The 26,505-nt window shown below is 44.9% G+C and carries 26 protein-coding genes; 15 read left to right on the forward strand and 11 right to left on the reverse strand.

The window, feature by feature from the left end; translation table 11 throughout:
• The first annotated feature begins 15 nt into the window (after window positions 1-15).
• Window positions 16-771, forward strand: a complete 756-nt coding sequence (locus tag MTX11_RS04715) for a transporter (protein WP_114540932.1) — start codon at window positions 16-18, stop codon at window positions 769-771.
• A gap of 19 nt (window positions 772-790) precedes the next feature.
• Window positions 791-2,632: a protein-disulfide reductase DsbD gene (gene dsbD, locus MTX11_RS04720; RefSeq protein ID WP_005105339.1), complete on the forward strand. Its 1,842-nt coding sequence runs from the start codon at window positions 791-793 to the stop codon at window positions 2,630-2,632.
• Window positions 2,633-2,660: 28 nt separating this feature from the next.
• On the opposite strand, the gene MTX11_RS04725 is transcribed toward dsbD, so the two are convergent.
• Window positions 2,661-3,857, reverse strand: a complete 1,197-nt coding sequence (locus tag MTX11_RS04725) for a GGDEF domain-containing protein (protein WP_243474490.1) — start codon at window positions 3,855-3,857, stop codon at window positions 2,661-2,663.
• Between the two features lie 340 nt (window positions 3,858-4,197).
• Here MTX11_RS04725 and MTX11_RS04730 point away from each other — a divergent pair, with 340 nt between their 5' ends.
• Complete coding sequence (locus MTX11_RS04730) at window positions 4,198-4,767, forward strand: FMN-dependent NADH-azoreductase (protein WP_004281290.1); 570 nt, start codon at window positions 4,198-4,200, stop codon at window positions 4,765-4,767.
• 62 nt (window positions 4,768-4,829) lie between these two features.
• Here the strand turns inward: MTX11_RS04730 and MTX11_RS04735 are convergent, their stop codons facing one another.
• Window positions 4,830-5,741, reverse strand: coding sequence for an alpha/beta hydrolase (locus tag MTX11_RS04735; RefSeq protein ID WP_044108817.1), 912 nt, complete (start codon window positions 5,739-5,741; stop codon window positions 4,830-4,832).
• Window positions 5,742-5,897: 156 nt separating this feature from the next.
• On the opposite strand from MTX11_RS04735, the gene MTX11_RS04740 reads away from it, so the two are divergent.
• Window positions 5,898-6,335 (forward strand): DUF2147 domain-containing protein, encoded by a 438-nt coding sequence (locus tag MTX11_RS04740; RefSeq protein ID WP_005105342.1) that lies wholly within the window; start codon window positions 5,898-5,900, stop codon window positions 6,333-6,335.
• A 73-nt stretch (window positions 6,336-6,408) separates the two neighbouring features.
• Here the strand turns inward: MTX11_RS04740 and MTX11_RS04745 are convergent, their stop codons facing one another.
• Both MTX11_RS04745 and MTX11_RS04750 read right to left on the reverse strand, forming a co-directional pair.
• Window positions 6,409-6,759 (reverse strand): Spx/MgsR family RNA polymerase-binding regulatory protein, encoded by a 351-nt coding sequence (locus tag MTX11_RS04745; protein ID WP_243474491.1) that lies wholly within the window; start codon window positions 6,757-6,759, stop codon window positions 6,409-6,411.
• 473 nt (window positions 6,760-7,232) lie between these two features.
• Window positions 7,233-8,051, reverse strand: a complete 819-nt coding sequence (locus MTX11_RS04750) for an exodeoxyribonuclease III (RefSeq protein WP_004281295.1) — start codon at window positions 8,049-8,051, stop codon at window positions 7,233-7,235.
• Between the two features lie 40 nt (window positions 8,052-8,091).
• Here MTX11_RS04750 and pyrE point away from each other — a divergent pair, with 40 nt between their 5' ends.
• Window positions 8,092-8,742: an orotate phosphoribosyltransferase gene (gene pyrE, locus MTX11_RS04755; RefSeq protein ID WP_004281297.1), complete on the forward strand. Its 651-nt coding sequence runs from the start codon at window positions 8,092-8,094 to the stop codon at window positions 8,740-8,742.
• Window positions 8,743-9,204: 462 nt separating this feature from the next.
• Here the strand turns inward: pyrE and MTX11_RS04760 are convergent, their stop codons facing one another.
• Window positions 9,205-9,414 carry a cold-shock protein gene (locus MTX11_RS04760; RefSeq protein ID WP_004281299.1) on the reverse strand — a complete coding sequence of 70 codons (210 nt, stop codon included), beginning with the start codon at window positions 9,412-9,414 and terminating at the stop codon, window positions 9,205-9,207.
• A gap of 547 nt (window positions 9,415-9,961) precedes the next feature.
• On the opposite strand from MTX11_RS04760, the gene MTX11_RS04765 reads away from it, so the two are divergent.
• Window positions 9,962-10,294 carry a hypothetical protein gene (locus MTX11_RS04765; RefSeq protein WP_243474492.1) on the forward strand — a complete coding sequence of 111 codons (333 nt, stop codon included), beginning with the start codon at window positions 9,962-9,964 and terminating at the stop codon, window positions 10,292-10,294.
• Between the two features lie 171 nt (window positions 10,295-10,465).
• On the opposite strand, the gene MTX11_RS04770 is transcribed toward MTX11_RS04765, so the two are convergent.
• The 4 genes from MTX11_RS04770 to MTX11_RS04785 all read right to left on the reverse strand — a co-directional run bounded on the left by MTX11_RS04770 (window position 10,466) and on the right by MTX11_RS04785 (window position 13,961).
• Window positions 10,466-11,413, reverse strand: coding sequence for a copper resistance protein B (locus tag MTX11_RS04770; RefSeq protein ID WP_243474493.1), 948 nt, complete (start codon window positions 11,411-11,413; stop codon window positions 10,466-10,468).
• Complete coding sequence (locus MTX11_RS04775) at window positions 11,400-13,172, reverse strand: copper resistance system multicopper oxidase (RefSeq protein ID WP_243474494.1); 1,773 nt, start codon at window positions 13,170-13,172, stop codon at window positions 11,400-11,402. Before MTX11_RS04775 ends, MTX11_RS04770 begins: the two co-directional genes overlap by 14 nt.
• 41 nt (window positions 13,173-13,213) lie before the next feature.
• Window positions 13,214-13,567: a hypothetical protein gene (locus tag MTX11_RS04780; RefSeq protein ID WP_243474495.1), complete on the reverse strand. Its 354-nt coding sequence runs from the start codon at window positions 13,565-13,567 to the stop codon at window positions 13,214-13,216.
• Between the two features lie 193 nt (window positions 13,568-13,760).
• Window positions 13,761-13,961, reverse strand: coding sequence for a DUF3565 domain-containing protein (locus tag MTX11_RS04785; protein WP_004281307.1), 201 nt, complete (start codon window positions 13,959-13,961; stop codon window positions 13,761-13,763).
• Window positions 13,962-14,092: 131 nt separating this feature from the next.
• On the opposite strand from MTX11_RS04785, the gene gshB reads away from it, so the two are divergent.
• Entirely contained in the window at window positions 14,093-15,043 is a 951-nt protein-coding gene (gshB, locus tag MTX11_RS04790; protein ID WP_005250312.1) for a glutathione synthase, read from the forward strand.
• Window positions 15,044-15,108: 65 nt separating this feature from the next.
• Here gshB and MTX11_RS04795 read toward each other — a convergent pair whose 3' ends face one another.
• Window positions 15,109-16,311, reverse strand: a complete 1,203-nt coding sequence (locus MTX11_RS04795; protein WP_243474496.1) for an MFS transporter — start codon at window positions 16,309-16,311, stop codon at window positions 15,109-15,111.
• Window positions 16,312-16,735: 424 nt separating this feature from the next.
• Here MTX11_RS04795 and murG point away from each other — a divergent pair, with 424 nt between their 5' ends.
• From murG to lpxC, 7 genes are all read left to right on the forward strand, one after another.
• Window positions 16,736-17,833, forward strand: a complete 1,098-nt coding sequence (murG, locus tag MTX11_RS04800) for an undecaprenyldiphospho-muramoylpentapeptide beta-N-acetylglucosaminyltransferase (protein ID WP_243474497.1) — start codon at window positions 16,736-16,738, stop codon at window positions 17,831-17,833.
• 12 nt (window positions 17,834-17,845) lie between these two features.
• Window positions 17,846-19,294: a UDP-N-acetylmuramate--L-alanine ligase gene (murC, locus tag MTX11_RS04805; protein WP_243474498.1), complete on the forward strand. Its 1,449-nt coding sequence runs from the start codon at window positions 17,846-17,848 to the stop codon at window positions 19,292-19,294.
• Window positions 19,295-19,351: 57 nt separating this feature from the next.
• Window positions 19,352-20,281, forward strand: coding sequence for a D-alanine--D-alanine ligase (locus MTX11_RS04810; RefSeq protein WP_243474499.1), 930 nt, complete (start codon window positions 19,352-19,354; stop codon window positions 20,279-20,281).
• Window positions 20,282-20,283: 2 nt separating this feature from the next.
• Window positions 20,284-21,138, forward strand: a complete 855-nt coding sequence (locus MTX11_RS04815; RefSeq protein WP_071850278.1) for a cell division protein FtsQ/DivIB — start codon at window positions 20,284-20,286, stop codon at window positions 21,136-21,138.
• Between the two features lie 70 nt (window positions 21,139-21,208).
• Window positions 21,209-22,471, forward strand: a complete 1,263-nt coding sequence (gene ftsA / locus MTX11_RS04820) for a cell division protein FtsA (RefSeq protein ID WP_243474500.1) — start codon at window positions 21,209-21,211, stop codon at window positions 22,469-22,471.
• A 159-nt stretch (window positions 22,472-22,630) separates the two neighbouring features.
• Complete coding sequence (gene ftsZ, locus MTX11_RS04825; protein WP_005245713.1) at window positions 22,631-23,824, forward strand: cell division protein FtsZ; 1,194 nt, start codon at window positions 22,631-22,633, stop codon at window positions 23,822-23,824.
• A gap of 126 nt (window positions 23,825-23,950) precedes the next feature.
• Complete coding sequence (gene lpxC, locus MTX11_RS04830; RefSeq protein ID WP_243474501.1) at window positions 23,951-24,853, forward strand: UDP-3-O-acyl-N-acetylglucosamine deacetylase; 903 nt, start codon at window positions 23,951-23,953, stop codon at window positions 24,851-24,853.
• A 99-nt stretch (window positions 24,854-24,952) separates the two neighbouring features.
• On the opposite strand, the gene MTX11_RS04835 is transcribed toward lpxC, so the two are convergent.
• The gene (locus tag MTX11_RS04835) at window positions 24,953-25,393 is read right to left on the reverse strand and encodes a DciA family protein (RefSeq protein ID WP_004647242.1); all 441 of its coding nucleotides are present in this window, start codon (window positions 25,391-25,393) and stop codon (window positions 24,953-24,955) included.
• 107 nt (window positions 25,394-25,500) lie between these two features.
• Here MTX11_RS04835 and MTX11_RS04840 point away from each other — a divergent pair, with 107 nt between their 5' ends.
• Window positions 25,501-26,184 (forward strand): M23 family metallopeptidase, encoded by a 684-nt coding sequence (locus MTX11_RS04840; RefSeq protein ID WP_004281322.1) that lies wholly within the window; start codon window positions 25,501-25,503, stop codon window positions 26,182-26,184.
• Window positions 26,185-26,505 lie beyond the last annotated feature (321 nt).

Genomic DNA, 26,505 nt, shown 5'->3' on the forward strand with positions numbered 1-26,505 from the left:
ATAAAGAGCTCCAACATGACAACATTAAAAACCTTGGGTTTGATTGCACTGGCCGGTTGTAGTGCACAGCTTTTCGCAGCAGATTTTGAATTTGATCGACCAGGTGAGGGTCTGAGTACTGGAATTACGCCAGTCGGAAATGTCGCTTGGGAGCAAGGCTTGCCTACAGCGCGTTATAGCAAGTCGGGCGATCAGACCGCGACCACACTCAGTGCAGATATGTTGTTACGTACCGGACTCAGTGATGATCTGGAATTGCGTTTAGGTTGGGCTGGCCCGACCTGGACCCAAGTGAAATCCAATGGCCAGACCGAAGAAGATGATGGTCTGGGCGATGTCAGTATTGGTCTGAAAAAGGCCATTGATCTGGATGATGACAAACTCAGTATGGCTTTGCTGGCCGAAGCCATCATTGCAACAGGCAATACCGGTTTCACTAATGAAGAAGATATTTACAGCTTAGGTTCTGTCGTGTCGTATCAATATAATGACTTGGTCAGTACCGCATTGACCATGCGTTATGAATGGCAGGACAGCAACTGGGCAGTGTCTGCGATTCCTTCTCTAGGCTACCGCATTACTGATCGCTGGTCAGGTTATTCTGAACTGATTTACCGTAAAGCTGAAAGTGTCGATAATCAATACGCGCTCGGTACCGGGGTTATGTATGCCTTAAACGACCGTGTCCAATTGGATGCGAATGTCGGTGTAGATCTGGATGGTGCAGATCGAAGTTACTTCTCAGGCTTAGGTTTCTCTGTGCTGTTCTAAGTTATTCAACTCACAGATGATGAAATACTCGCAGTTCCCGACCTGGGGGAAAATGCTTGCCCTGGTTATTTTGGGAAGCACCTTGTTCAGCAGTCCTGCTCAGGCGGAAACTGCATTGTTGTCTGCCGAGCAGGCTTTTCCTGTGAGCGTGATCTCCACCAGTCAGCAGCAGGCTGAACTGAGTTGGCAGATTCCAGACAACTATTATCTGTATCAGCATAAAATTGAAGTCCGGCAGGGCAACCAACCGGTGTCGTTTGAGTTGCCACCCGCTGAAGATTTATATGATGATAACTATGGACATACCCAGGTTTATTATCAGCAGTTAAAGTTTCAAATTCCGACTCAGGCGGGGCAATCCTATCAGGTCAGCTGGCAGGGCTGTGCCAAAGACCGGATCTGTTATCCGCCACAAACCATTCAGTTCAAGACCGATTTGTCTGGTCTGGTGCAATTTGAAGCTACCGGATCAGGAACAAAGCGTTTACTCGATCTGAATACTTCATCACTGCAACACAATACCCTATTTAATGCAGCGGACTCCTCAGAATCTACAGCAAATGAAATCTCTGCATCAGCCAACACACAAACTGAACCCTATGCAGCACAAGACCAGAAATGGTCAGCCCAACTGCTTGAACGCTCTTTGGGCTATGGGCTTTTGCTGTTCTTTGGCTTAGGCATTTTACTGGCTTTTACACCGTGTTCCTTGCCGATGTTGCCGATTCTGACCTCGCTGATTGTACGAGATAGTAAAGGCCTGAAAGCCTGGATGATTGCACTGACTTTTGTCAGCAGTATGGCCGCTGTCTATGCAGTACTTGGCCTAATTGCATCTTCGGCCGGCCTGAATTTTCAGCGCTGGTTGCAGCAACCGGGAACCCTGATCGCATTTAGCATCCTGTTTGTCCTATTTGCCCTGAATCTGTTTGGCCTGTTTGAAATCAAACTGCCGCAACGTCTGGTTCATCGTCTGGATCGGGCACAGGCCATGCAGCAGGGAGGCGGTCTGGTCAGTGCCGGTGTCATGGGCATGATTTCGGCGCTTCTGGTGGGGCCATGCATGACCGCACCGCTGGCAGGCGCATTATTGTTTATTTCCCAGACGCAAAGTCAGTGGCAGGGAGCTTTACTGCTGTTTACTTTAGGTTTTGGGATGGGCACGCCTTTATTGCTGGCCAGTATTCTGGGTGCACGGATTCTGCCTAAAGCCGGGCATTGGATGAATCAGATCAAAGTGCTCTTTGCCTTTATCATGCTGGCGCTGGCGCTGTATTTTATTCGCCCACTGATTTCAGAAGCCGCTTTACAATGGTTATCCCTAGCTTTGGGTATGACCTTCGTGGCTTATGTGCTGTTCCGGATTTTCTGGCATCGTACCGGTTTGAGATGGCTATATATCCTGTGTCTGGTACTGGCCGTGCCCTATATCGCTTATAGCCAATATCAGCACAGTCAGCGTTTTTTTGTGGAGCAGGCGAGCACAGAAGCCAAGTGGCATGTGGCACGTAGTGCAGCAGAATTTCAGCAGATTTTGGACAGGGCACCACAAGGGCAAAAGATTATTATTGATGTCTACGCCGACTGGTGTGTTGCCTGTCAGCCGATCGAACATCGTATTTTAAAATCTGCAGCGGTACAGCAGGCGCTTGCGCCATATTTCCTGATCAAGCTGGATTTAAGCCAATATAATGTCTCTCATCAAGCGCTGTTAAACCAATGGGAAATTCTCGGGCCGCCGACGTATTTATTCTTGAATGCGCAGCAGCAGGAAATTAGGGGTTTACGTTTAACCGGTGCTTTTAGCGAGGCAGAATTGCTGGCACAGCTGCAAGCACTGGCTCAAAGTGAAAATCCATAATTTAGTTCTTAAAAAAAGCTGAACCCGTTTAAGAAACCTGCATCTGTACTGGCACCGGTTCAGCATAAGCTTTGACCAGATTACGCTCACCGGCTTTGGCCTGATAAAGCGCCTGATCAGCCTGACTCAATAACTGCTGCGGGCGTAATTCCGCGCTAGAAATGGCAATCCCGAAACTGGCGGTCACCGGAATCAGCTCATCCTCATCACTGAAAATCTGCAATTGCTGAATGGCGATGCGGCAGCGTTCAGCCACTTGTTCGGCTTTTTCCAGACTGGTATTTTTAAGCACCAAAATAAATTCTTCCCCGCCAAAACGGCCGACTACATCACTTTCGCGCAATTGCTGATTCAGCACGGCACTCACTTCGACTAAGGTTTCATCACCCTTATGATGGCCATAGTGATCATTAATTTTCTTGAAATGATCCAGATCTAATAGCACTAAAGCATAATTGGGAGTGGCTGCGGCATTCAGTTTATCCAGACATTGGTTGATACTACGGCGGTTAAACAGATTGGTGAGCGGATCAATCTGGCTCAGCTGTTTGATCAGCTGCTCGCGATGACGCCATTGACTGAGCAGAATCTCGAATAACACCATGCAGACGGCCAGAATTGGCAAAATGAAATACAGCATCGATAACAGCCAGAAACCATTATAAAAAAGCTTGTCATCGATATTAAAGAGCGGTGAATAAGGTAATTGATGACTGAAACTTAAATAGGCACATCCGCCCAGAAAAATGGAGGCAGGAATCAGCATGCTATACACCAGCGTGCGATGAAACAGCACCAGACCGACCATAATTAAGCAGACGTAAGCGGTGGTAGCGACCGGACTGATCACGCCGACAATATAGGCATCCCGGCATAGCGAAACCACAAAGGTGCCGACTGCCAGATAGGGTAGATAACGTTCCAGCAGACGGTTGCCCTGAAATTTATAACAAGGATAAATCAGTAAGGCTAAAATCAATAAAAAACTGCCGTTCAGCACGACTTGTGAATGAACCCGTTCAATCTGTACATATTGCCAATACTCAGGATTGAATAAAACAAAGAGATCCCAGCCGAGCCAGGTCAGATGTACACCGCATCCCAAAGTCAGCATCAGGATGCATTTCTTCAGGATACGCCAGTTCATCACGACTTCATCTTCGACCAGATATTTCTTGATTCTGTGTCTTAGCACTTTTTCTAATACAGGCGATATTCGCTTCATGGTCCCGGTCTGACTTTAATTGTTATGGCAGATTTTTTAAGACTTATTGGATATTTATAGCTTTATTTACACAAGATAACATAAGTTTGAATGCTTGATAAACAACAATATTTAAAACATTTTTGTGATTTAGTTGATATCTGATCTGCTCATTCTTTGCCTATAGCATAAGTGATCTAGGCTATACCAAAGGGTTCTAATCAAAATTAAAGAGGTTAAGAGGCATACAGTTTTGTTCTAAATTCAGGATGATGTGTTTTATTTGTGCTAATTATTTCAATATGGTCAATCGTTAAAATGGCTGCATTGTTAGAAACAACCAAAGATAAAGAGCGAAGCCATGAAAGTTTTACAGATTGATTCCAGTATTTTAGGAGATGCTTCTATTTCGCGTCAGTTGACTCAGGCCGTGGTGGAACAATTGCAGCAAAAATATGCTGAGGCCATTGAAGTTGAGTACCTGGATCTGGCAGCACAGCCTATTCCCCATCTTACTGCCGAAATTTTAATGGGCCAGAATGCAGAACAGACGGCATTGGGCGAGGAAATTTTAGATCAATATTTACAGGCTGATGTCGTGGTGATTGGTGCAGCGATGTATAACTTCGGTTTGCCATCAACCCTAAAAGCCTGGATTGACCGGATCTGTGTCGCGGGACGTACTTTTAAATATACCGAACAAGGTCCTGTGGGTTTGGCGGGCAATAAGAAAGTGTATATTGCCAGCAGCCGTGGTGGTGTCTATGGCGAGCAAAGCCCGGCTGATTTTCAGGAGGCTTTCCTGAAAACCGTGTTTAACTTTACCGGTGTGAATGATATCGAAGTGATTCGTGCTGAAGGAGTGAACATGGGCGAAGCGGTTAAAGCCCAAGCATTGCAAACTGCATTGCAGCAAGTTCAGGCCATTTAAAACCTAAAACCTCTTTTCAAAGGGTCAGCTACGGCTGACCCTTTTTATATGCTAAATCATGCTTAATCCCGATCCAGACGATGGGCAAATTCTGCAAGATCGGTCAGCGCCTGTTTGGCTTCATCGAACCAGGCGCTGAACATCTGGAAGTTGTGCCACATGCCGGTATACAGTTTAAATTCGACCTCGACACCTGCCTGCTCCGCTTTTTCTTTAAAACGGCTAGCATCATCCAGCAGAATTTCCTTGGAACCCACCTGAATATGAATCGGTGGCAAACCAGTTAAATCGGCGAAAAAGGGAGAAACTTCCGGATCACCCCGATCAATCGAACGCGGCACATAATATTCAATCCCAGTTTGAACTGTTTCCAGAGACAGCAGGGCGTCATGCTTCTGGTTATAACGTAAAGATTCACTGGTCAACGTTAAATCCAGCAGTGGAGACAGCAGAATCAGACCGCTGACCTGTGGCAGACTTTCCTGCTGTATTTTAAGTGCCAGCGCCAAGGCTAGATTGGCACCGCAAGAATCGCCGGACAGAATGATATCTTTGGCCTGAACACCTTGATCTAGCAGCAGATTATAGACATCAAACAAGGCTTCCAAGGCTTCAGGATAGGCAGATTCGGGTGATAGTGGATAATCGACATGCAGCACCTGCATCTGGGTTCGAGCCGCAATTTGAGTCATAAAGGCGCGATGGGTATTTAAAGAACCTAAGTAAAATGCGCCGCCATGAATATGAAAAATCAGCTGGGTCGATTCCTGCTGCGGCTTAATTTCTTCCGCGCGCAGTCCGGCCAATCGAAGCGAGCGAATCTGTACTGTTTTATCCTGAGGAAAAAGTTTGCACATCTGTTCCAGTGCAATGCGCATCGAACTCGGTGGAAGACTGAATCTGCTCGGGGCACGAATGGCCGTTTTTAAAAAGCTTTCTGTAATTAATTGTTTCGTTAGCGGGCTTATCTTCATCTTCCTTCCATCTTTTTGTGCTTTTATTGATCGTATAGATTATTTACCAACCATATTTACAAGGTTACACTAAATAGTCACACCTAAAAATTGAAAAATTGTTGTGACTTTTTAATACTACATGGGTCTATTTTCAGACTAAGGAAATGAAGAAAAATGAAAAAAATAGCGCTTACGTTAGGACTACTAGGCTTATCTGCACTGGCTAATGCCGCGGATCCTTTAAATGGCACGGTATGGAAAACCATTGATGATAAAACCAAGCAGCCTAAGGCCATGGTTAAATTCACTGAACAAAAGAACGGCACTTTGTCAGCCAGTATTCAGTCTGTGTTAACTCCAGGTGAAGAAAATGCCTGCAAGAAATGTGAAGGTCCATATCACAACAAATCTCTGAAAGGCTTGACTATTGTTAAAGGTCTGAAAAATGCTGGTGGTACCAGTTATGACAGCGGTTCGATTCTTGATCCGCAATCTGGTAAGACCTATAAGTTAAAAGGCCAGCTGGCAGACGGTGGCAAGAAACTTGAGCTACGTGGTTTCATCGGCGTAGCGGCATTGGGTCGTAACCAGACCTGGATTCGTGCCAACTAATTTATTTTAAGCAGATATACAAAAGCCTGACCAATGTCAGGCTTTTTTTATGAGTGTTATTGAATATAAGATATTAGCCGGCTAAGCCACGATAAACTGTTTCATCAAAACCGGCAATAAATCCTGTAGAGGTTGCCAGTATTGGACGTTTGATTAAACTGGTATGGGTGGTTAATGCATTAATTAAGGCATCTTCACTCGACAGGGCGGTTTGTTGCTCTTCTTCACTAAGTTTACGCCAGGTGGTGCCTTTCTTATTCAGGACCACGTCCTGACCCAAGGCATCCAGCCAGGTTTTGATGGTTTCAGCGTCGATGCCCTGTTTTTTATAATCATGAAATTCATAACTCAGACCTTGCTCTGTCAGCAGATCAAAGGCTTTTTTCATCGAACTACAATTTTTAATTCCGTAAATTTTTAACATAGTTGCCATCTAAAAAATTTAAATCATGAACTAGCTTAACCAAATTGGCAGCAGCAAACCATGCAAAAGCAAATGAAAAAAAAGAAAAAATTTTAAATACCAGAAAAGTCATGTCATCAAAATGACATCAAGCAGCTTTAACATGAGCAGCAAGAAAAAGAACAATCTAAATAATAAGAAAAATAAAAATTTGGGAATAATAGAAATAGAAAACCCGCATTTAATCATCCTGATCATGCGGGTCTCAATCCAACGTCCAATGTCACATCCATGCAAAACAAGCTAAATCTATAGTCTGTTTTATTTTCGTCCTACGGCGTCCTGTCCTTATGTTGTCGTCCTGACATGTCCTTGTGCCGTAGCGCTATAATGCTATGTTATTACATTAAGATAAACCCAAAAAATACGTCATGTCATGTAAGAGATAAGCCTTAATTGAGTGAACGTATGTTCACTCAATTAAATAATGAAGATTATAGTTTGTAGTCGATGATCACGGGGGCATGGTCGCTAAACCATTGTTCTTTATAGACCCAGGCATTAACGGTTCGCTCTTTCCAGTCTGGAGAGCAGGCATGATAATCAATCCGCCAACCAACATTCTTGGCACGCGCCTGACCACGGTTTGACCACCAGGAATACAGCTCGGCTTCTTTACGCACTTCACGGAAAGTATCGACATAACCAAGCTCATCGTAGATATGATCCAGCCAGGCACGTTCATGCGGCAAGCAACCCGAGGCTTTCTGGTTACCCGACCAGTTTTTAATATCAATACGTTTATGCACGATATTATAGTCACCGCAGACAATCACCGATTTATTTTCATCGCGCCACTGTTTCAGAATTTTTGCGTATTCTTCCAGAAAGTGATCTTTACGTGCTTGCGCTTCATCGCCTGATGAACCCGAAGGCAGATACAGGGAACAGATCTGTACAGTTTGATCTAAACCCAAGTCAAATTCAGCGGCAATAAAACGGCCTTGTGAATCGGCCAGTTCAAAACCCAGGCCATCAGTTAAAGATACAAAAGGCAGACGGCTATAAATGGCCGTACCGGCATAACCCGGACGCTCGGCAGGAAACAGGTGCGTGTACCAGCCTTCAGGCTTGAATTTGTCCGTCCACTGCGCATGCGTGATCCGGCTTTCCTGCATGCAAATCACGTCGGCATCAGACTGTTCCATCCATTCCAATAGGCCTTTGGTGACAGATGAACGTAAGCCGTTGACATTAATTGAAACGACGCGAAGAATTTTTTGATCACCTGGATAGCTACTCTTTGGTATCATGCGCAAGTCTTACCTTAATTAATGGATTTAGGAGCACCTCATGTCAACGCCAGCTCAGTTTAACCCGCAAGCTTTTATCGAACTCGCATTATCACGCGGTGTGCTTAAATTTGGTGAGTTTACTTTAAAATCGGGGCGTGTGAGTCCCTATTTTTTTAATGCGGGTCTGTTGAATGATGGTGAAGCCTTGACCCTGCTGGCTTCTGGCTATGCAGCGAAACTGACTGAATGTGATCATGTTGAAGTGATTTTTGGCCCTGCCTATAAAGGCATTCCTTTTGTGGCAGCAACTGCTGTGGCTCTGTCGCAAAATCATGGGGTAAGTGTGCCGTGGGGTTTTAATCGCAAAGAAGCCAAAGACCATGGCGAGGGTGGCGTATTGGTCGGTGCTTCTGTAGCAGGTAAAAAAGTCTGGATCATTGATGACGTAATTACTGCAGGAACAGCGATTCGTGAAGTCGTCACTATTTTGAAGAATGCCGGTGCTCAAATTGCTGGAGTTTTGGTAGCGCTAGACCGCCAGGAAAAAGGTCAGGGGGATTTATCTGCGATTCAGGAAGTGCAGCAAGAGCTTGAGATTCCTGTACATGCCTTAATTACCATGAAAGATTTAATGGACTATCTGGAAGCGAAAGGCGACCTAGAAGCTTTGGCGAAAATGGAAGATTACCGTGTTAAATACGGGATCTAAGCCCGGATTGGCATAGAAAAGGAAGCGTGAGCTTCCTTTTTTTATAGATACTCAATTTGTTAAACATTTGAAATCTATTATCTCTGTCTATTCTTGTAAGCATTGGCTTACATCGATTCCAGCACTTTGCGGCTGTTTTGAATAGTGGAAATTTCCTATGATAGCTTTAACAGGAACAGGAGGTTCCACACAAGAATAACAATAGATAAATACAAGGAAAGTAAGGTACGACAGGAGTTATACCAAGCGAACCCATACGGAAAACCCCTGGCAGATGCCAGGGGTTTTTCATTTCTATTTCTTTATAGAGCAACGCTTACAACAGCAATGATTCAGAACATGATTCTTAAAAATTCACTGTTAATGAGCTAAATAGAGGAGTAGAAAACCTTTCACCAAAATTATGAATCTTCAGAGCTAAAAAAAGCACCTGAAGGTGCTTTTTCTTATTGCTGTGCTAAATTATAGCGCAACGATATTGATCGCATTCGGACCTTTTTGACCATCAACCACGCTAAAAGAAACGCGCTGACCTTCAAACAAAGTTTTGAAACCAGAACTGCTGATTTCTTTAAAGTGTGCAAAAACGTCAGGACCTGATTCTTGTTGAATAAAACCAAAACCTTTAGTTTCGTTAAACCATTTTACTGTACCGGTAACTGTAGTAGACATAATATAACCTGTTAAATTTTAATAATTTTAGTCATGCAAATGACTATGGATAACTTGGAAAAACAACAAGAATTGAAATAAAGATCTGAAAAAACTGAGGATTATAAATAATACTGCGGCACTTAAAGAAGCTTAACTAAACAACGCTTTTTTCTAGTTAAAGACAGCATAGCCTAAATCAGAAAATATTCAAGTTTTTTATATTTATTATTTATTTTTCTTATAAAAGTGGCTCAATTCTTCTTTTTTTAAAGAATTTCAACCTGGTTTGCTTGAGCTTTACCGGTCGCATTTGAGCTTTAACGAAGCTAAACAATAAATACACGTTGTGTTTACGTTACTTTATGTTAATCAGAATCGTTCAGTACTCAGCAAGATTTTACTAAGTCAGTGTATTTTATAACTTTGGGTAAATTAACATTTGTAGCTTTAAGATAGTTATCGTCATTGCTCATGTATAAAAATCTACCTATATTAAAATTCAATTGGAAAAATTAACTATAAGAATTTCTTAATTTTAATTTAAAACCAAATACGAGTGAGTCTCATGGATTACTGGAACAGTGTGTTACTTATATCCATCATCACCATGGTTGGACTGGCCATGATCATCCTGTTTGTCGGATGTAAAATGTGGAAGAACTTGGTGGTTACTTTACTGATTGCCACCTTGATTGGATTTCTGATTGTATTTGCGATCAATTTTATTTTTGGCGATCGTCTTCAATTTCTATGGGGTGCCCCTGAGACTGGTGATAGTAATTTTATGCTGGAAATGGGGCTGCTGAGCCTGTTAATTGGCGGTGTGAGTACCTTTATCATTATGTTAGGCACTTTGGTTGCTAAAAGTAACAGTGGAAATCAAGGCGATGAAGACTAGTTTTTCGCAAAATAACAAGTCTCTTAATGAGCGGGAAAGTGCAGAAAAACATCGCATGTACAGTTCATAGGCTTAAAAAATCTTTCTCAGCCAAATGTATAGTGCCATAGCGCTACGGGGCATAAATGGAGCTTCATATCCCGTAGCTGCATAATTTTCTGTATCAAAAATTTAGAACATCATTCTTAGACCTGCACCATAGATCCAGCCTTTTTCAGAATCAGAGCTTTGCTGCCAGGCTGTCTGTTTGTTGCCTTTACTATATTCATAACCCACTTCCAGATAAGGCATGAGCTTTTTGCTCAGTTCATAGCGTGTTTCCAGGCCCAAGGTGGCATGACTAAGGCCGGTTTTTTTCGCATTCGCTGCCTGATCATTCAGGATGACATCCAGTTCGACAAAGGGTTGCATAATCAGTTTCTGAGTCAGTAACAGGTCACGCTCTGTTTCCAGTTTTAATCCGACAAAGTCATCTTCACCAACATAAACATGAGCATCCGTTTCGAAAAAGTAGGGGGCCAGGCCATGTAGCCCAAATACTGCATCGAAGCGCTCGTTCTGCTGTTGTGTAGCAGGCTCGGCTAAATTTTCCTGTCGATAGCGCACCCCGGTCTGCACATCCCAAAAATCGGAAATATTTCGGCTATACAACACTTTGGCATCATATTCGGCCTGACGGGATTCATGTTTGTCGGCTTCTAGCTTGAGAACGATTTTATTTTCATCCGTGCCGACTCTGGCCTGGTTCTTGGACTTGAATGCTCCATTTCCCTCTGAACTATGCTGCCATTTCTGGTCCAGAATAATCTGGCTATAAATCTGTGCGCCATGTTCTTTACGATGATCATGTTCGCTGGCAGAACTGACTGAATTTTTTGGTGTGCTCAGTGCATGCTGTTGATGCAATAACTTTTGTGGCGGTTGATAGGATGCGCCATCTGCAGTTTCAGTATGCTGTGCGTGGTTATCAGCCATGTTTTGCATGGCATGATGCCCGCTATGATGCTGATGTTCATTATGATCCGTATGCTCGCTAGAAGCTGCCGCAAAAATACTCAGACTGCTTAGGGTAAGTGCACTGCTGAGCACTGACTTTACCAAAAGATTAGTGATGTGCATGGCTTTCTCCTTGAACAGCTGCTGGCTTTGATGGCATTTTTTGTGAAGAAGGGTGAGATGCTTGATCTTCGTCAACCTGTGCCACAATCAGCTTGTTCATCATACCGGCACTCATGTGATAGAGCAGATGGCAGTGAATTGCCCATTCTCCCAGTTCGTCTGCTGTGAGCAGGGTAGTCACCGTTTTCCCGGGCGGCACAATCACAGTGTGTTTATTTGGCATATTTGCAGCAGACTGACCATTTTCCAGCTGCATAAACATGCCATGCAAATGCATCGGATGGGCCATCATGCTGTCATTGATAAATTTCAGCCGGATCCGCTCGCCATATTTCACCTGAAGTGGTTCGGCATCACTGAATTTTTTACCATTCATGGTCCAGATATAGCGCTCCATGGTTCCACCCAGACGAATTACCAGTTCACGTTCTGCTGCACGGGTATCAGGTTGCGGTGTCAGGGCTTTGAGGTCTTGATATTGCAAGGCTTTGTGCCCTGCAGGCGTAGACATATTGGCCCAGCCCTCAACCGGCTGTTGAGACTGATGGGTTTCGGAGATGGCACTATGACTGGCATGCATGGTGTGCTGGGCATGCTCATCATGCTTAGGCGTACCTGCTTTAGATTGTGTGGTCTGATTGCTATGTGCGTCATGTGACATATCATGTTGTTCGCCATGTCCCATATCTTCCATGGTCAATAAGGCACGAGGGCGCGGTATTGGTAATTGAACCGGCGCTGCGGTTTTGCTTGAATCAGTTGCCTGATGCAGACTGCCAATGGCAAAGCCTGAGCGGTCGATCGATTCCGCTTCAATCTGGTAATGCGCTGCAGTGGGTTCCACAATCACATCATAGGTTTCAGCAGTTCCAATCCGGAATTCATCTACAGCGACCGGCTGCACAGCTTGTCCATCGGCGCTGACCACGGTCATTTTCAGCTGGGGAATACGCACATCGAAAAACGACATGGCTGAGGCATTAATAAATCGCAGGCGGACTTTTTCATTGGGCTGGAAATGGCCACTCCAGTTTTGTTGCGGCGTTTTTCCATTGACCAGAAAGGTATAACCGGTAACATCAGAGAGGTCGGTTTTCAGCATACGCATCTGATTCCACATCTTGCGGTCTGTCCAGGTGGCCTTGAGGCCGTCACGTTTTACCTGCTTAAATACATCGCCAACGGTTTCGCGCTGGTTCTGATAATATTCGGCCGATTTTTTTAAATTGTTCTGAATCTGCTGGCCGCTTTGTTCGTGAAAATCTGACAGCATCACCACATAATCCCGCTCGGTTTGTTCATGTGGAGGTAGTAATGTCTGTGCTTTGGGGCGAATCACCAATGCACCATAGAGGCCGTCCTGTTCCTGACCTTTGGAATGTGCGTGATACCAGTAGGTGCCGTTTTGACGAACCTTGAAGCGATAAGTAAAAGACTGTTTCGGTTTGATCCCCTGAAAACCGTTAAATCCGGGGACACCATCCATCAGCCCGGGCAGGAGCAGGCCATGCCAGTGCAGCGAGGTATCCTGATTGTTCAGGTTGTTTTGTACATGAATCACCGCATCATCACCTTCTTCAAATTCCAGCAAGGGTGCAGGGAATTTTCCGTTTACAGTGATACGCTTGACCGCCTTTCCGGTGAGATTGATCGGGCTTTCATCAATGACCAGATGATATTCTTTTACGGCTGCAAACAGGGTAGACGACCAGATGAGACCGAAGCCCAGACACAGGCTTTGACTGATTTTAAGCAACATAACTTAATCCTTAATGAATAAAAAAATTTAAAAATTCAGGATTAAGCTTTGGGTGGGCGTAAGATTTCTTGCCAGTAACCGGCAAGGTGCTTGCCATGATAGGCGGAAAGACGAATTTTTTCTGGATAACTGCGATCAGGCACGCTTAACTCGGGCGCTGCAATGGGCAGGCTGGTGATTAGGCTCTGGCAAGCAGTAGTGCCGCAATCCAGGCAGTCTGGCGAATGCTGGGTGCTGTCACTAATACAATCCGACTGTACCAGATTCTGATCTTGATGATGATCAGTCTCATGCAGAGAATGAGAGGCGGTCGGTTTTTTCATTTCCAGACAATGAGGATTCGTTTTTTCAGACGGCATAACCAGATGCATGGTGTTTGCAGATGCGACAGACACACTGCTTCAGCCTATGGCAAAAACCACAAGCATCACCAACCAGATCTGTTTGACGAGCCGTATGAGCAAAAGTACACCCTGAAAAAATGCGCTGCATGTTTGAGCAATAAAAGCATAAACGCAGTAACTCAAATTAGCAAATTCTGGACAAGATTATTTTTTAGGTCACCTACATACTACTTTTTTCATAGGTTCAGGTTTCAGTTTCGCACTTTTCGCATTTTTTACAGTCTAGCAGCATCCCGAGTTTTTCTTTACGTCCTTGCTCGGTCATCACCCATGGGCGATTTTGCCAGGGCGGGGTATGCCGCACATGCTGGCCATGTCCGCAGGCCAGCTCTGCAACCCAATGCTGTTCCTCATCCAGGTGAAAACCGATAATGGCCTGTTGCATGGCAAACCTCCTGTGGGCTCAATCTGTCTCAGTACCTATATAAAATAAGTCATGCAAAATCACCATAAACAAAAGAATCGACACAAGCTATACTCCTTGCCAAGTCATTTTTTGAAAAAGAGCAGAGACACATGCGCGTACTTGTTGTGATGGATCCCATTGAAAATGTAAACCTGAAGAAAGACTCGACCATGGCGATGCTATGGGCAGCAGCACGTCGCGGGCATGAACTCGGTTATGCATTGCAGCAAGATTTATATATCGACCAGGGTAAAGCCTTTGGTCTGATCGCGCCGTTACAGGTATTTGAAGACTACGACCATTATTATGAACTTGGCGAAAAACAAAAAGAGTCGATCGCTGCTTATGACGTTGTCTTGATGCGTAAAGATCCGCCTTTTGATATGAACTTCGTCTATACCACTTATATTCTGGAGCAGGCAGAGCGCGAAGGGGCATGGATCATCAACAAACCGCAAAGCCTGCGTGACTGTAATGAAAAACTGTTCGCGACCCAGTTCCCGCATCTGCAAGTTCCGACCTTGGTGACTTCGCAGCAAAGCCTGATCCGTGAATTTCTCAAAGAACAGGTCGATGTCATTGTAAAACCGCTGGATGGTATGGGCGGCACCGGGATTTTCCGCCTGTATCAGGATGGCATCAACATCGGTTCAACCATTGAAATGCTGACCAATAATGGTACCCAGCCGATTATGGCGCAGCGTTATATTCCGGAAATTGTCGAAGGCGATAAACGCATCCTGATGATTAATGGTGAGCCAGTGCCGTATTGTCTGGCCCGTATTCCACAAAATGGTGAAGTGCGTGGTAATCTGGCCGCGGGTGGCCTAGGTGAGGCACGCCCCCTGACTGAAAATGACAAAGCCATTGCAGCAAAAGTAGGGCCGTATCTCAGAGAAAAAGGTCTGGTCTTTGTAGGGCTGGATGTGATCGGAAATTATGTTACTGAAATTAATGTAACCAGTCCAACCTGTATCCGTGAAATTGACACCCAGTTTGGCACCTCGATTGCAGATGATCTGTTTGCCGTGCTGGAAGCGGGGCAGGCCAATCAGGTTTAAAAGCAAAATCAGGTGAAAAAAGAGTCTGCTTGCAGGCTCTTTTTTATTTTTTCATTGGGAATCGCTTATTTAGGATAACGCTTAAATAAAAATGCCGTCATTACGATGCCCAGCATCGAAAGGCAGACAGTGATAATCGCAAGATTGGCCCAGTATTGGGTGGCAGATATCAGCGCAGCGCTCAGGGTCGGTATAAAAAACTGTGCGCAGGCTGAGATTTGTAACACCAGACCCACACTGGCCGCCGCCGCATAAGCACGTGGTGCATAGTGCAGGGTAATCGTAAAAACAGTGGTCGGGATCATCCCGCCAATCAGTGAAAACAGCACGGCACTGACAACCTGCAATTCAAATGAGAGCCAGGAATTTGCGGCAAATACTAAGTAACTGCTGCAGAGCATTGCCACAAATCCGGTGCTCAATAAGGTGTGCGGTCTATAACCCTGTTGCAGCAACATGCCTGCGCCAAAAGTGCCCCCCAGATTGGCCAGCACAACCATCGAGACCAGCATCCCTGCGCGTTTTAAGTCCAGCCCCTGTTCCACATACAGCGTAGGCAGAAAGCCCGTGACAGTAATCCATTGACTGGTATAACAGGCAAAAATAATCGCCAGACAGATAATGGGAGGATGGGTCAGGGTAATTTTAACAATCTGCCAGAATGAGGTATTTTCCGTAGCTGCCTGGGTAGAGTCTGGCTGTGTTACCAGTACAGGTTCAATATTTAAATATTTTTTAATCATGACAGCAATGACAAGGCACAGGCAGCCCAAAATGGCCCAGATCGTTTGCCAGTCCAGATATTCAAGCAGGAGAGGAATCGTCAATACTGCCAGACTGACACCGATGCCCATATAGGAACTCCAGAGTCCCATCTTGAAATTCAGTGTTTCAGCGCGGCTGGTACGTTTTAAAATGGCTGGCGCGCACAAGGAGATGGTTAAAAACCCGATTCCTTCCATAAAGCGCAATACATATAAAGTGGCAGGCTGCGTAATCCAAAGTCCGGCAAGACTGCTCAGCCCTAAAATGATTAAGGCCATGATCAGGCAGCGCTTTAATCCTATTTTTTCCGAGAAGGCGCCAATGCATAGCGCAAACAGCATTCCGGCGGCCTGCACCAACGCTAATGAAAAACCAGCCTGAGTAAAACTCAGGTTTAAATCCTGCTGCAACACAGGAATCACGGCCGAAAGTTTGCCGACATGGATCGCAGCCAGATAACCGGCCAAGATAATCCATACATCACGAAATGATATTTTTGACATCTATCCGAACTGAATCCATTTAAACCCTCTACTTATGTATCAAGCATCCTTCATACATGAATATGAATAACATGAAATTTTTATAAAATTTATAGGATTTAAGCCTAAGATTATCGGCCAATGATAGGAGAGGAGGTGAACGGGAGAAAAAGGGAGATGGCTGTAAATAAAGCGCTCTTCGTGGCAAAGTTATTGATAATATAATGAGAAAATCATTTAAAATTGATATGATATGTCACTTAAGTCGAAGGAAAAGTGCAGACCTTATAAATAAAACGAGTCTAAACTTGGAATTTGCGTGAAAAAAACAATTAAAGCCTTGTTGAAATAAAGTAAATAAACTTTCATGGCCTGAGGTTTGTGATTACAATTGATTACTTAAATCAGATTTCCTGCTCCATTTTTTGAATTGAAGAATTAGACCGTGACCGATGCTCAGCAAAAACAGCCTAAACATGTCATGATGATGGCCGCAGGTACAGGTGGACATGTGTTTCCAGCGTTAGCTGTTGCCAAAGACTTACAACAACAAGGTATACAGGTTTCATGGTTGGCCACGCCCGCAGGCATGGAAAACCGCCTGTTAAAAAACCAGAATATTCCCATTTATCAGATTGATATTCAGGGTGTGCGTGGCAACGGTTTTGTACGTAAGGCCTTGGCGCCTTTTAAAATTATGAAAGCCACCTTCAGTGCCATGAAATTCATGAAACAGCTTAAGGTCGATGCCGTGGCAGGCTTTGGCGGCTATGTGGCAGGCCCGGGTGGTTTGGCCGCACGTATCTTAGGCATTCCGGTGCTGATCCATGAACAGAATGCAGTTGCCGGTTTTACCAATACCCAATTGTCGCGTGTGGCAAAGACGGTGTGCCAGGCTTTTCCAAATACTTTTCCGGCCCAAGAAAAAGTCGTGACTACAGGTAATCCGGTACGACAAGAAATTAGCGAAATTTTAAATCCGTCCTGGCGTTATCAGGAGCGTGACAAGGCAGGACTACCCTTACGTATTCTGATCGTTGGTGGGTCTTTGGGGGCGCAAGCCTTAAATGAACGGGTTCCAGAAGCTTTAAAGCAACTCAATGTGCCATTAAGCGTCTATCATCAGTGTGGGCAAAACCATGCCGAAGCGACCCGGGCACGCTATGAAAATGCACCGGCCAGTCTACAAGTTGAAGTACAGCCCTTCATTGAAGATATGGCCAACGCCTATTCTGATGCCGATCTGGTGATTTGCCGTGCCGGAGCTTTGACTGTAACTGAAATTGCCACTGCCGGGGTGGCTGCGATTTTTGTGCCGCTTCCAAGTGCGGTGGATGATCACCAGACGGCCAATGCTGGTTTCCTAGCCAATATCAATGCGGCAAAGATTTGCCCGCAGGCCACGATGACCCCGGAAAGTTTAAAAACATTATTAGAGCCGATGCTGAATCGCCAACTGTTAATGGAAATGGCCGTGAAAGCACGTCGACAGGCTCAACCCGATGCGACTCAACATGTGGTCCGTTTAATTCAAGAATTGTAATCCGAGTAAACTATGTCTCCAACAACCCCAGCTGAACAAGCGAAAAAGTTAATTAAAGTGCCGGAAATGCGCCGTATCAAACACATTCATTTTGTGGGGATCGGTGGTGCAGGCATGTGTGGTATTGCGGAAGTGCTGAAAAACCAGGGCTATAAAGTTTCCGGTTCAGATATTAAGGCATCCAATACCACCGCACAGCTGGAAGCGAATGGCATTAAAGTCTATATCGGACATACTGCAAATAATATTAAGGGCGCCAACGTGATCGTGGTCTCTACCGCGATTGATAAAGAAAATCCGGAAATTAAAACCGCGATTGAAAACCGTATTCCTGTGGTTCGCCGTGCGGAAATGCTGGGTGAACTGATGCGTTACCGTCATGGTATTGCCGTTGCCGGCACGCATGGCAAGACCACGACCACCAGTCTGATCACCTGTATGCTGGCTGAAGAAAACATGGATCCAACCTATGTGATCGGTGGTTTGCTGAACCGTACCGGTATGAACGCAGCCTTGGGCGCCAGCCGTTATATCGTGGCCGAAGCCGATGAATCAGACGCCTCTTTCCTGCACCTGGAACCGATGGCTGCCGTGGTGACCAATATTGATGCCGATCATATGGATACCTATGGTGGTAGCTTTGATGTCCTGAAAGATACCTTTATCCAGTTCCTGCAAAAACTGCCATTTTACGGCTTGGCCGTAGTCTGTGGTGATGATGCCAATATCCGTGAAATTATGCCGCGGATTGCACGTCCATTACTGACTTATGGCTTCAATGAAGACAATGACATTCGCGCAGTAGATGTTGATCAGGATGGCATGCAAACCCACTTTACCGTATTGCGTAAAGAGCGTGAGCCATTACGTGTAACTGTCAACCAGCCAGGTTTGCATAATGTGCTGAATGCCTTGGCCGCGATTGGTATAGCAACCGATGAAGGCGTGTCTGATGCTTCAATCTGCCGTGCACTGGAAGGTTTCAGTGGTGTGGGGCGTCGCTTTGAAGTTCAGGGTGAGTTTGCGATTGAGGGCGGTGACGTAAAACTGGTGGATGACTATGGTCATCATCCAAAAGAAGTCGAAGCGACGATTAAAGCCGCGCGTCAGAGTCATCCAGACCGTCGCCTGGTGATGATGTTCCAGCCACATCGTTTTAGTCGTACCCGTGACTGTTTTGATGATTTTGTGGAAGTGCTTTCGACTGTAGACCAATTGTTGTTGCTGGATGTTTATCCTGCCGGTGAAAAACCGATTGTCGGGGCGGATAGCCGTAGTTTAGCCCGCAGCATTCGTTTACGTGGCGAAGTTGAGCCGATTCTGGTTGATGCGGCGGACGGCAACCTGAATCAGATCATGAGAAAAGTATTGCAAGCAAATGACTTGTTATTAACCCAGGGCGCAGGTAATGTTGGAGCAATCTCAGTCGAACTTGCACAAAATCACTTATATATAAAATAGTCATCTTGTGTGACTGAATTGAATTGACCAGATTGAAAAAAGTTTAAGGATATAAACGTGTCAAATGCTTCAAAATTCGGAAAAGTTGCCGTGTTGCTTGGTGGTAAATCTGCAGAGCGTGAGGTTTCTCTAGACAGTGGTACGGCGGTACTTGAGGCATTAGTGCGTTCAGGGGTCAATGCGGAAGCGTTTGATCCGCAGGAGCGTAGTGTCACAGAATTGGTGAATTATGATCGTGCGTTCATTGTATTGCATGGACGTGGCGGGGAAGACGGCCAAATTCAGGGCGCACTGGAATGGTTAAACGTGCCGTATACCGGTACCGGTGTACAAGGTTCTGCGATCGGCATGGACAAGGTCAAGACCAAGCAGGTCTGGCAGGGTTCGGAATTGCCGACAGCACCGTATCGCATTGTCACTAAAGACTCTGATGCGACCGACATTGTTAATGCTTTAGGCTTGCCTTTGATCATTAAACCAGTGCATGAAGGTTCCAGTATCGGCATGAGCAAGGTCGAAAAAATTGAAGACTTTGCCGAAGCAATTGCCAAGGCAACTGAACATGATGCTGTGGTGATGGCAGAAAAATGGATTACCGGCCGTGAATATACCATTGTGGTTTTAAATGGTCAGGCGCTGCCTGTGATTCGTCTTGAACCACCTCAAGATGTCGCTTTCTACGATTATGAAGCGAAATATCAGCGTAATGATGTGCAATATGGCATTCCATGTGGCTTAACTGAAGCTGAAGAGCAGCAGTTAAAAGCCTTAAGTTTGCGCGCATTCCAGGCAGTCGGTGCCAGCGGTTGGGGCCGGATTGATGCCATGCAGGATGAACAGGGCAATTTCTGGTTGCTGGAAGTGAATACCGTACCGGGCATGACCAGTCATTCCCTGGTGCCAAAAGCGGCAGCTGCAGTCGGTTACAGTTTTGATGAGCTGTGTGTTGCGATTCTGGAACAGACCTTGACTGGTTCGGCACACTAAATATGGCTCAACTTCCTGTTTCCATGCGCCGTAAACGTGCTGCGATTACTTCAATTCACGACAAGCCGCCAACACGCAAAGAAAAGCTGACCAATTTTGGTGGCTGGTTATTGTTGTGTATTGCGGTATTGGTGCTGGCCTTTGGAATATTGGGCTTATATAAAGTCATGACCAATAGTGACGTGGCAGAGCTGGGCGTGATAGGTACGCGCTCGGCTGCTGAACAGCGTCAGGTCATGCAATATGTGTCACCGATTGTGACTGAAAACTATTTTACTTCGGATCTGGAAGCGATCCGTGATCGTACCCTGGAATTGTCCTGGGTAGATCGGGTCGTGGTGTCCCGAGCTTGGCCAAATGGCATTCGGGTGCGGGTGATGCCGCATCATGCGATTGCGCGTTGGGGAACGGGACGTTTATTGAGTGACAGTGGTGTGATTTTCACGGAAGTCACACCCAAGAATTATCAGGCATTACCGTTACTACATGGGCCGGCGAGCCATGCAGAAACCATGATGCGTCGTTATAATGAAATTAATCAATTATTTTTGCCACAAGGCATTCGTCTAAAAGAATTATATCTCACCGAGCGAATGACCTGGTTTATGCAGTTTGATTCGGGTTTAAGAATAATTGTGGATAAAGATCAGACCATGAGCAAATTACAACGCCTGAGCCATCTGTCTCAGAGTGATTTGAAGCCGGTCTGGTCTAAAATTTCGGCCATCGACCTGCGTTATCGCAATGGATTGTCGATCCAGTGGAAAAATTCAATTCCGCCTAAAATTGTAAATGGACATTTTATTGTAACCATCGATGACACGGGCGTTGAGAATAAGGTAACAGTAAAGCCATAATGACCGGCTTTAAAAAATAGAGGCATTTAAAGCCATAAATCTAACAAACACGTAATGGTAGTAGTGAATAATGAGTGAAGCTGTTCCCTCGGTTGTGGCGATTGACATTGGGACACACAAAGTTTCAGTTTTGATTGGCAAGGTACACGCGCCAGACAATATCCAAGTGATTGGTATGGCCACCGCTCGTAACCGAGGCATGAGTAAAGGGAAAATTGTCAGTCTCGATAAAGTTATTACTGCAATTAAAAATGCCGTTCAAGAAGCAGAAGATATGGCGGAATGTCGTGTACATTCTGCCTGGGTCTCTATTCCAAGTGCCGAATTAAAAAGCTTTTATGCTTCAGGTCGCACCTCGATCGACAATAGCGAGCATGCGATTACCACCAGTGAAGTGGTGCGTGCACTGGAATTGGCCAAAGCTAGTCATTTGACTTCAGATCATTATCTGGTCAGTGCTGTGCCTCTGGGTTTTGAGCTGGATGATTCACCGGAATGGGTGCTAAACCCGATTCGTATGTCGGCACATAGCATGACCGGGCATTATCATCTAATGATGCTGCCAATCAGTACCATGCAGAATATTGATCGCGCCCTGAAAGGTGCCAATATTGGCGTGGAAAAAATGGTGGTGTCGAGCTTGGCCACTGCTGAAGCCAGCCTGCTGAAAGACGAAAAAGAATATGGCGTGTGTCTGGTGGATATCGGTGCTGGCACGACCAATGTTGCGGTGTATGTAGATGGTCGTTTGGCCTTAACCCATACCTTTCAGCGTGGCGGTGAACATGTGACCCGCGATATTGCAGCAGTATTGCAAACCACGACCGAAGAAGCTGAACGTCTGAAATTATTGTATGGCTGTGTCGACCTGAAAGTGGTCAAGCCGGATCATATGATTCAGTTCCAGGGGATTGATGGACCACAAACCATCAGCCGGATTGAACTGACTGAAATTATTATGGCTCGTTATGAAGAAATTCTGGGTCTGGTACGTGATGAGCTGGTGAAAAATGGTGCCATCCAGGGCTTGTATCATGGTGTGGTATTGACCGGTGATGCCAGTCATATCGAAGGGATGGTGAGTTTTGTTCGCCGTACCATGGGGGTCTCGGCGCATTTAGGTAATCCGCCGACTCAGGTGTATGCAGACGAACAACATCAGGCTGCTTTACGTCGCTCGCAATATAGTACGGTGGCTGGCTTGCTGATGTTTAGTCAGAGTGATACCCAGGACACGATTGTGGAACAGGATGATGTAGAGCAGTTGTCATTGGCTAAGCGGGTCAAAAGAGCCTTGTTTGGCTTTAATGACACCCTGAAATCAATCTTTTAAGTCGATTTTTATTGTGAATATTGTTGGGAAGATGTAGTTAATCGGGCTTGTACTTGACAAGTGAACGCATGAGCAGCATTCTTAAAAACAATTTTATTAAGATTAAGGCAGTATACGGGCTTAGTGACTGCCAATTATGAATTAGGAATTTTATAGGTCATGGCCTCATTTGAATTTTTCGAAGACGATCATAGCGATAGCAATGGTCAAGCCCGTTTCACTGTGTTTGGTGTAGGTGGTGCGGGTGGTAATGCTGTACAACATATGTTGCAGTCCGATATCCAGGGCGTAAAGTTTGTTTGTGCCAATACGGACAAGCAGGCATTGGATCGCATGGAAGCCGAATTTAAAATTCAGCTGGGCGAGCAAAGTACCCGTGGTCTGGGTGCAGGTGCAAATCCGCAAGTCGGCCAGACCGCAGCAGAAGAAAGCCGTGAACTGATCCGCCAGCAGCTTGAAGGGACCGATATGGTCTTTGTTACTGCGGGTATGGGTGGTGGTACTGGTACTGGTGCAGCGCCAGTCGTGGCTGAAATTGCGAAAGAAATGGGTATCCTGACAGTTGGTGTCGTGACCACGCCATTTAACTTTGAAGGCAAACGTCGTTTACAGTCTGCTGAAAAAGGTATTGAAGCGCTTGAGCAACATGTAGACTCATTGATCATTATTCCAAACCAGCGTCTATTGAAAGTCTTCCGTGATATTTCAATGAAAGATGCATATAAAAAAGCGGATGATGTTCTGCTAAATGCAGTACGCAGTATTTTTGATTTGGTAGTCCGTCCAGGTCATATCAACCTTGACTTTGCTGACTTGAAAACAGCCATGAGCACACGTGGTTATGCCATGATGGGTGTCGGTCTGGGTCGTGGTGAGAACCGTGCACGTCAGGCTGCTGAACAGGCAATCCGTAGTCCATTACTCGACAACGTGACTATCATGAATGCCAAAGGTATTCTGATCAACGTGACCGGTGGCGATGATGTGACTTTCGGTGAAATTGAAGAAATTACCGATGTCGTGAACCAGATTGTCGATTTAGATGAAGGTCAGGTATTCTACGGTACCGTTTTTGATCCGGATGCGCGTGATGAAATCAGCGTGACTGTGATTGCAACAGGTCTAACCCGTCATGCAGCGGATTCAGTTGAACCGACCAAACGTACTAATGTACAGGCAACTCGTCCAGCAGCAGCTGCACAGGCTGTGGTGGAAGATGATGATGTACCGGCAATTCAGCGTCAGCAACATGAAACAGGTGCAGCAGCGAATCCAGCGGCAACTTCAGTTTCTAGCCCGCGCCCAACGCCAATGAGTATTCAGGATTATCTTAAGAATCAACAGCGTAAATAACATGTAACATCATGTGTTTAGCTGGATTAGACAGGAAAGGTGGCTTTTAAGCCACCTTTTTGTTTTTTATCAATGTCCAAATATGCTAACGTATAGCGGTTTTATAGATGAACAGATGATAAAAGCATGTTGAAACAACGTACCCTGAAACGTGTCGTGAAAGCGAGCGGAATCGGTCTTCACAGTGGGCAAAAAGTCATGATTAACTTTGTGCCGCACCATGCCGATGGGGGAATTGTGTTTCGTCGTATTGACCTGAATCCGCCGGTGGACATTCCTGCCGATGCCATGCTGATTCAGGAAGCCTTTATGTGCTCGAACCTGGTTCAGGAAAATGCCAAAGTAGGCACCATTGAACATGTCATGAGTGCGATCGCTGGTCTGGGCATTGATAACCTAATTATTGAAGTATCGGCTTCTGAAGTGCCGATTATGGACGGCAGCGCAGGTCCGTTTATTTACCTGTTAATGCAGGGTGGTTTGCAAGAACTGGATGCTGCTAAAAAATTCGTCAAGATTATTAAACCGGTTAAAGCACTGATTGATGACAAATGTGCCATTTTTAGCCCACATGAGGGCTTTCAGCTGAATTTCACCATCGATTTTGATCATCCTGCCTTTAAAAAAGAACATCAGTCCGCCAGTATCGATTTTTCTACTGAAACCTTCGTTTATGAAGTCAGTGAAGCGCGTACCTTTGGGTTTATGAAAGATCTGGATTATCTCAAAGCCAATAATCTGGCCTTAGGTGCAAGTCTGGAAAATGCCATTGGTGTGGATGAAACCGGGGTCGTTAATGAAGAAGGTTTACGTTTCTCGGACGAATTTGTACGTCATAAAATTCTGGATGCCGTGGGTGATTTATACCTGCTCGGGCATCAGATTATTGCCAAATTTGATGGTTATAAATCTGGACATGCCTTGAATAATCAACTTTTACGCAATGTGAAAAGTAATCCAAGCTGCTATGAAATTGTAACATTTGATGACGAAGCCAATTGTCCAATCATGTATGTGAATGTGACATAAGTCATTGTGTTTGTGTCTTTATGTTTTTGTTATTGCTTTAATACTGTGATACACATCACATAATGTTTGCTTTTTAATTTATTACATTTGATTGCTATGTTACTTTTTATTGCTTGCCAAACGTAGTAAAGCTTGGCTAAGCTTAGGGTCGCTTATAAAGTCAGCAGCACTACGAAGTAATTCCTGTGTTTCTGCATTTAAGGCTCTTTCAGGTGTTGCTGAAACAGGTGATGTTTGCGAAGGATTCCGCAAGCAAACTTGAAGTTTAGTGAGATCTGTTAATTCATTTATTTGAGAGAGTTGTGAAATGTATTGCTTTTGAAGATAGGCCAATTGACTGATCATGGCCTGGTTTTCACCGGTAATCGTTAACACACCATTTTGATAGCAGACAACTTGCCAGCGTTCCGGTTGGGGCAATAGCGGTTGTACGAGTTTCGTAAGTTTCTGCCAGGCAGCGACTTGTGATGAGAGAAACGAAAAGTTTCCTGTTTTTATCTGTTTTCTTGTTTGTTGAAAAACGTTGACAGGTTCCGACATACATGATTCCTACATATTTATGTCTTAATCTTATGCGCTTCTTTTAGTGGATATCAAGGATAGAGATCTTCAAGGAACTCGATTAAAGCAGTTTAGAGAGGTTTTTTATGCATATGCGACGTATTTTGTTGGCATTTTCTTTATCAGTTTCAGCGGCTTCGGTTGCGTTCGCAGATTTAGTCAATCTAAATCAAGAAAATGGTTCAACAGATCGTATCGAGCAATTGACGCGTACTCTGGCACAGGGTGCATATACTCATCCAGATGATATCGATATTCCAGCACAGACTAAATTGAATGTTCAACTTCGTGAGAAACCAGTTGAACTGAACAATCGAACGCTTGCTCAGAAGTATGCCAATACTTCATCCAATAAAGCGGCAGCAAACAGTGCTTATTCTTGGCTAATTTCTCATCCTTTACCTAATTCTCGCGTAAGTTCAAATTACGGTGGCCGTACCATGAGTGGCCGTGCTGAAAATCATTCAGGCCTTGATCTTGCAGCGCCAAGTGGTACACCAATCTATGCAACAGGTCCAGGAATTGTGACCAAATCAGGTTGGGGCACAGGTTATGGTCAATACGTTGAAATCAATCATGGCAATGGCTATTTAACGCGCTATGCCCATGCTTCACGTCTTATTGCACGTGTGGGAGAGCAGGTGCAAGCAGGTGATCATATTGCCAACGTTGGCTGTACTGGTCGCTGTACCGGTCCACACTTACATTATGAAGTAGTAAAAGACGGTCAACGTAAAAACCCATCTACTTATTTGGCCATGTTACCTTAAGTATAGACCTGAATAACAAGAAGCATCTCTATACATAAAAACCTCCAATAAGCATTTTAAAGCGTTTAAACTGCAGGCTCTTCAAGTCAACTTGAAGGGCTTTTTGTTTTATCACTTTTAAGTCTCATATTATCACCAACTATTATAATGATTGTATAATAAATCGCCTTTATTGACTATTTTTTGTTATGTAGTGTAATTATACGTCACCCATCATTTAGTTCCTAAATAGTACTGCTAAATCGCATTCAGCTAAGGCCATACCTGCAGAGGTCTTAAATATGGTACATATAAGACATTAGATTAGGCTTTTAGGAACTG

The organism is Acinetobacter lwoffii (genome assembly GCF_022809915.1).
GTDB classification, from domain to species: domain Bacteria; phylum Pseudomonadota; class Gammaproteobacteria; order Pseudomonadales; family Moraxellaceae; genus Acinetobacter; species Acinetobacter lwoffii_M.

Bases quoted from the DNA above. Each gene is read 5' to 3' on its own strand.
- MTX11_RS04715 (WP_114540932.1), top strand. From the start codon at position 16: ATGACAACATTAAAAACCTTGGGTTTGATTGCACTGGCCGGTTGTAGT.
- dsbD (WP_005105339.1), top strand. From the start codon at position 791: ATGAAATACTCGCAGTTCCCGACCTGGGGGAAAATGCTTGCCCTGGTT.
- MTX11_RS04725 (WP_243474490.1), bottom strand. From the start codon at position 3,857: ATGAAGCGAATATCGCCTGTATTAGAAAAAGTGCTAAGACACAGAATC.
- MTX11_RS04730 (WP_004281290.1), top strand. From the start codon at position 4,198: ATGAAAGTTTTACAGATTGATTCCAGTATTTTAGGAGATGCTTCTATT.
- MTX11_RS04735 (WP_044108817.1), bottom strand. From the start codon at position 5,741: ATGAAGATAAGCCCGCTAACGAAACAATTAATTACAGAAAGCTTTTTA.
- MTX11_RS04740 (WP_005105342.1), top strand. From the start codon at position 5,898: ATGAAAAAAATAGCGCTTACGTTAGGACTACTAGGCTTATCTGCACTG.
- MTX11_RS04745 (WP_243474491.1), bottom strand. From the start codon at position 6,759: ATGTTAAAAATTTACGGAATTAAAAATTGTAGTTCGATGAAAAAAGCC.
- MTX11_RS04750 (WP_004281295.1), bottom strand. From the start codon at position 8,051: ATGATACCAAAGAGTAGCTATCCAGGTGATCAAAAAATTCTTCGCGTC.
- pyrE (WP_004281297.1), top strand. From the start codon at position 8,092: ATGTCAACGCCAGCTCAGTTTAACCCGCAAGCTTTTATCGAACTCGCA.
- MTX11_RS04760 (WP_004281299.1), bottom strand. From the start codon at position 9,414: ATGTCTACTACAGTTACCGGTACAGTAAAATGGTTTAACGAAACTAAA.
- MTX11_RS04765 (WP_243474492.1), top strand. From the start codon at position 9,962: ATGGATTACTGGAACAGTGTGTTACTTATATCCATCATCACCATGGTT.
- MTX11_RS04770 (WP_243474493.1), bottom strand. From the start codon at position 11,413: ATGCACATCACTAATCTTTTGGTAAAGTCAGTGCTCAGCAGTGCACTT.
- MTX11_RS04775 (WP_243474494.1), bottom strand. From the start codon at position 13,172: ATGTTGCTTAAAATCAGTCAAAGCCTGTGTCTGGGCTTCGGTCTCATC.
- MTX11_RS04785 (WP_004281307.1), bottom strand. From the start codon at position 13,961: ATGCAACAGGCCATTATCGGTTTTCACCTGGATGAGGAACAGCATTGG.
- gshB (WP_005250312.1), top strand. From the start codon at position 14,093: ATGCGCGTACTTGTTGTGATGGATCCCATTGAAAATGTAAACCTGAAG.
- MTX11_RS04795 (WP_243474496.1), bottom strand. From the start codon at position 16,311: ATGTCAAAAATATCATTTCGTGATGTATGGATTATCTTGGCCGGTTAT.
- murC (WP_243474498.1), top strand. From the start codon at position 17,846: ATGTCTCCAACAACCCCAGCTGAACAAGCGAAAAAGTTAATTAAAGTG.
- MTX11_RS04815 (WP_071850278.1), top strand. From the start codon at position 20,284: ATGGCTCAACTTCCTGTTTCCATGCGCCGTAAACGTGCTGCGATTACT.
- ftsA (WP_243474500.1), top strand. From the start codon at position 21,209: ATGAGTGAAGCTGTTCCCTCGGTTGTGGCGATTGACATTGGGACACAC.
- ftsZ (WP_005245713.1), top strand. From the start codon at position 22,631: ATGGCCTCATTTGAATTTTTCGAAGACGATCATAGCGATAGCAATGGT.
- lpxC (WP_243474501.1), top strand. From the start codon at position 23,951: ATGTTGAAACAACGTACCCTGAAACGTGTCGTGAAAGCGAGCGGAATC.
- MTX11_RS04835 (WP_004647242.1), bottom strand. From the start codon at position 25,393: ATGTCGGAACCTGTCAACGTTTTTCAACAAACAAGAAAACAGATAAAA.
- MTX11_RS04840 (WP_004281322.1), top strand. From the start codon at position 25,501: ATGCATATGCGACGTATTTTGTTGGCATTTTCTTTATCAGTTTCAGCG.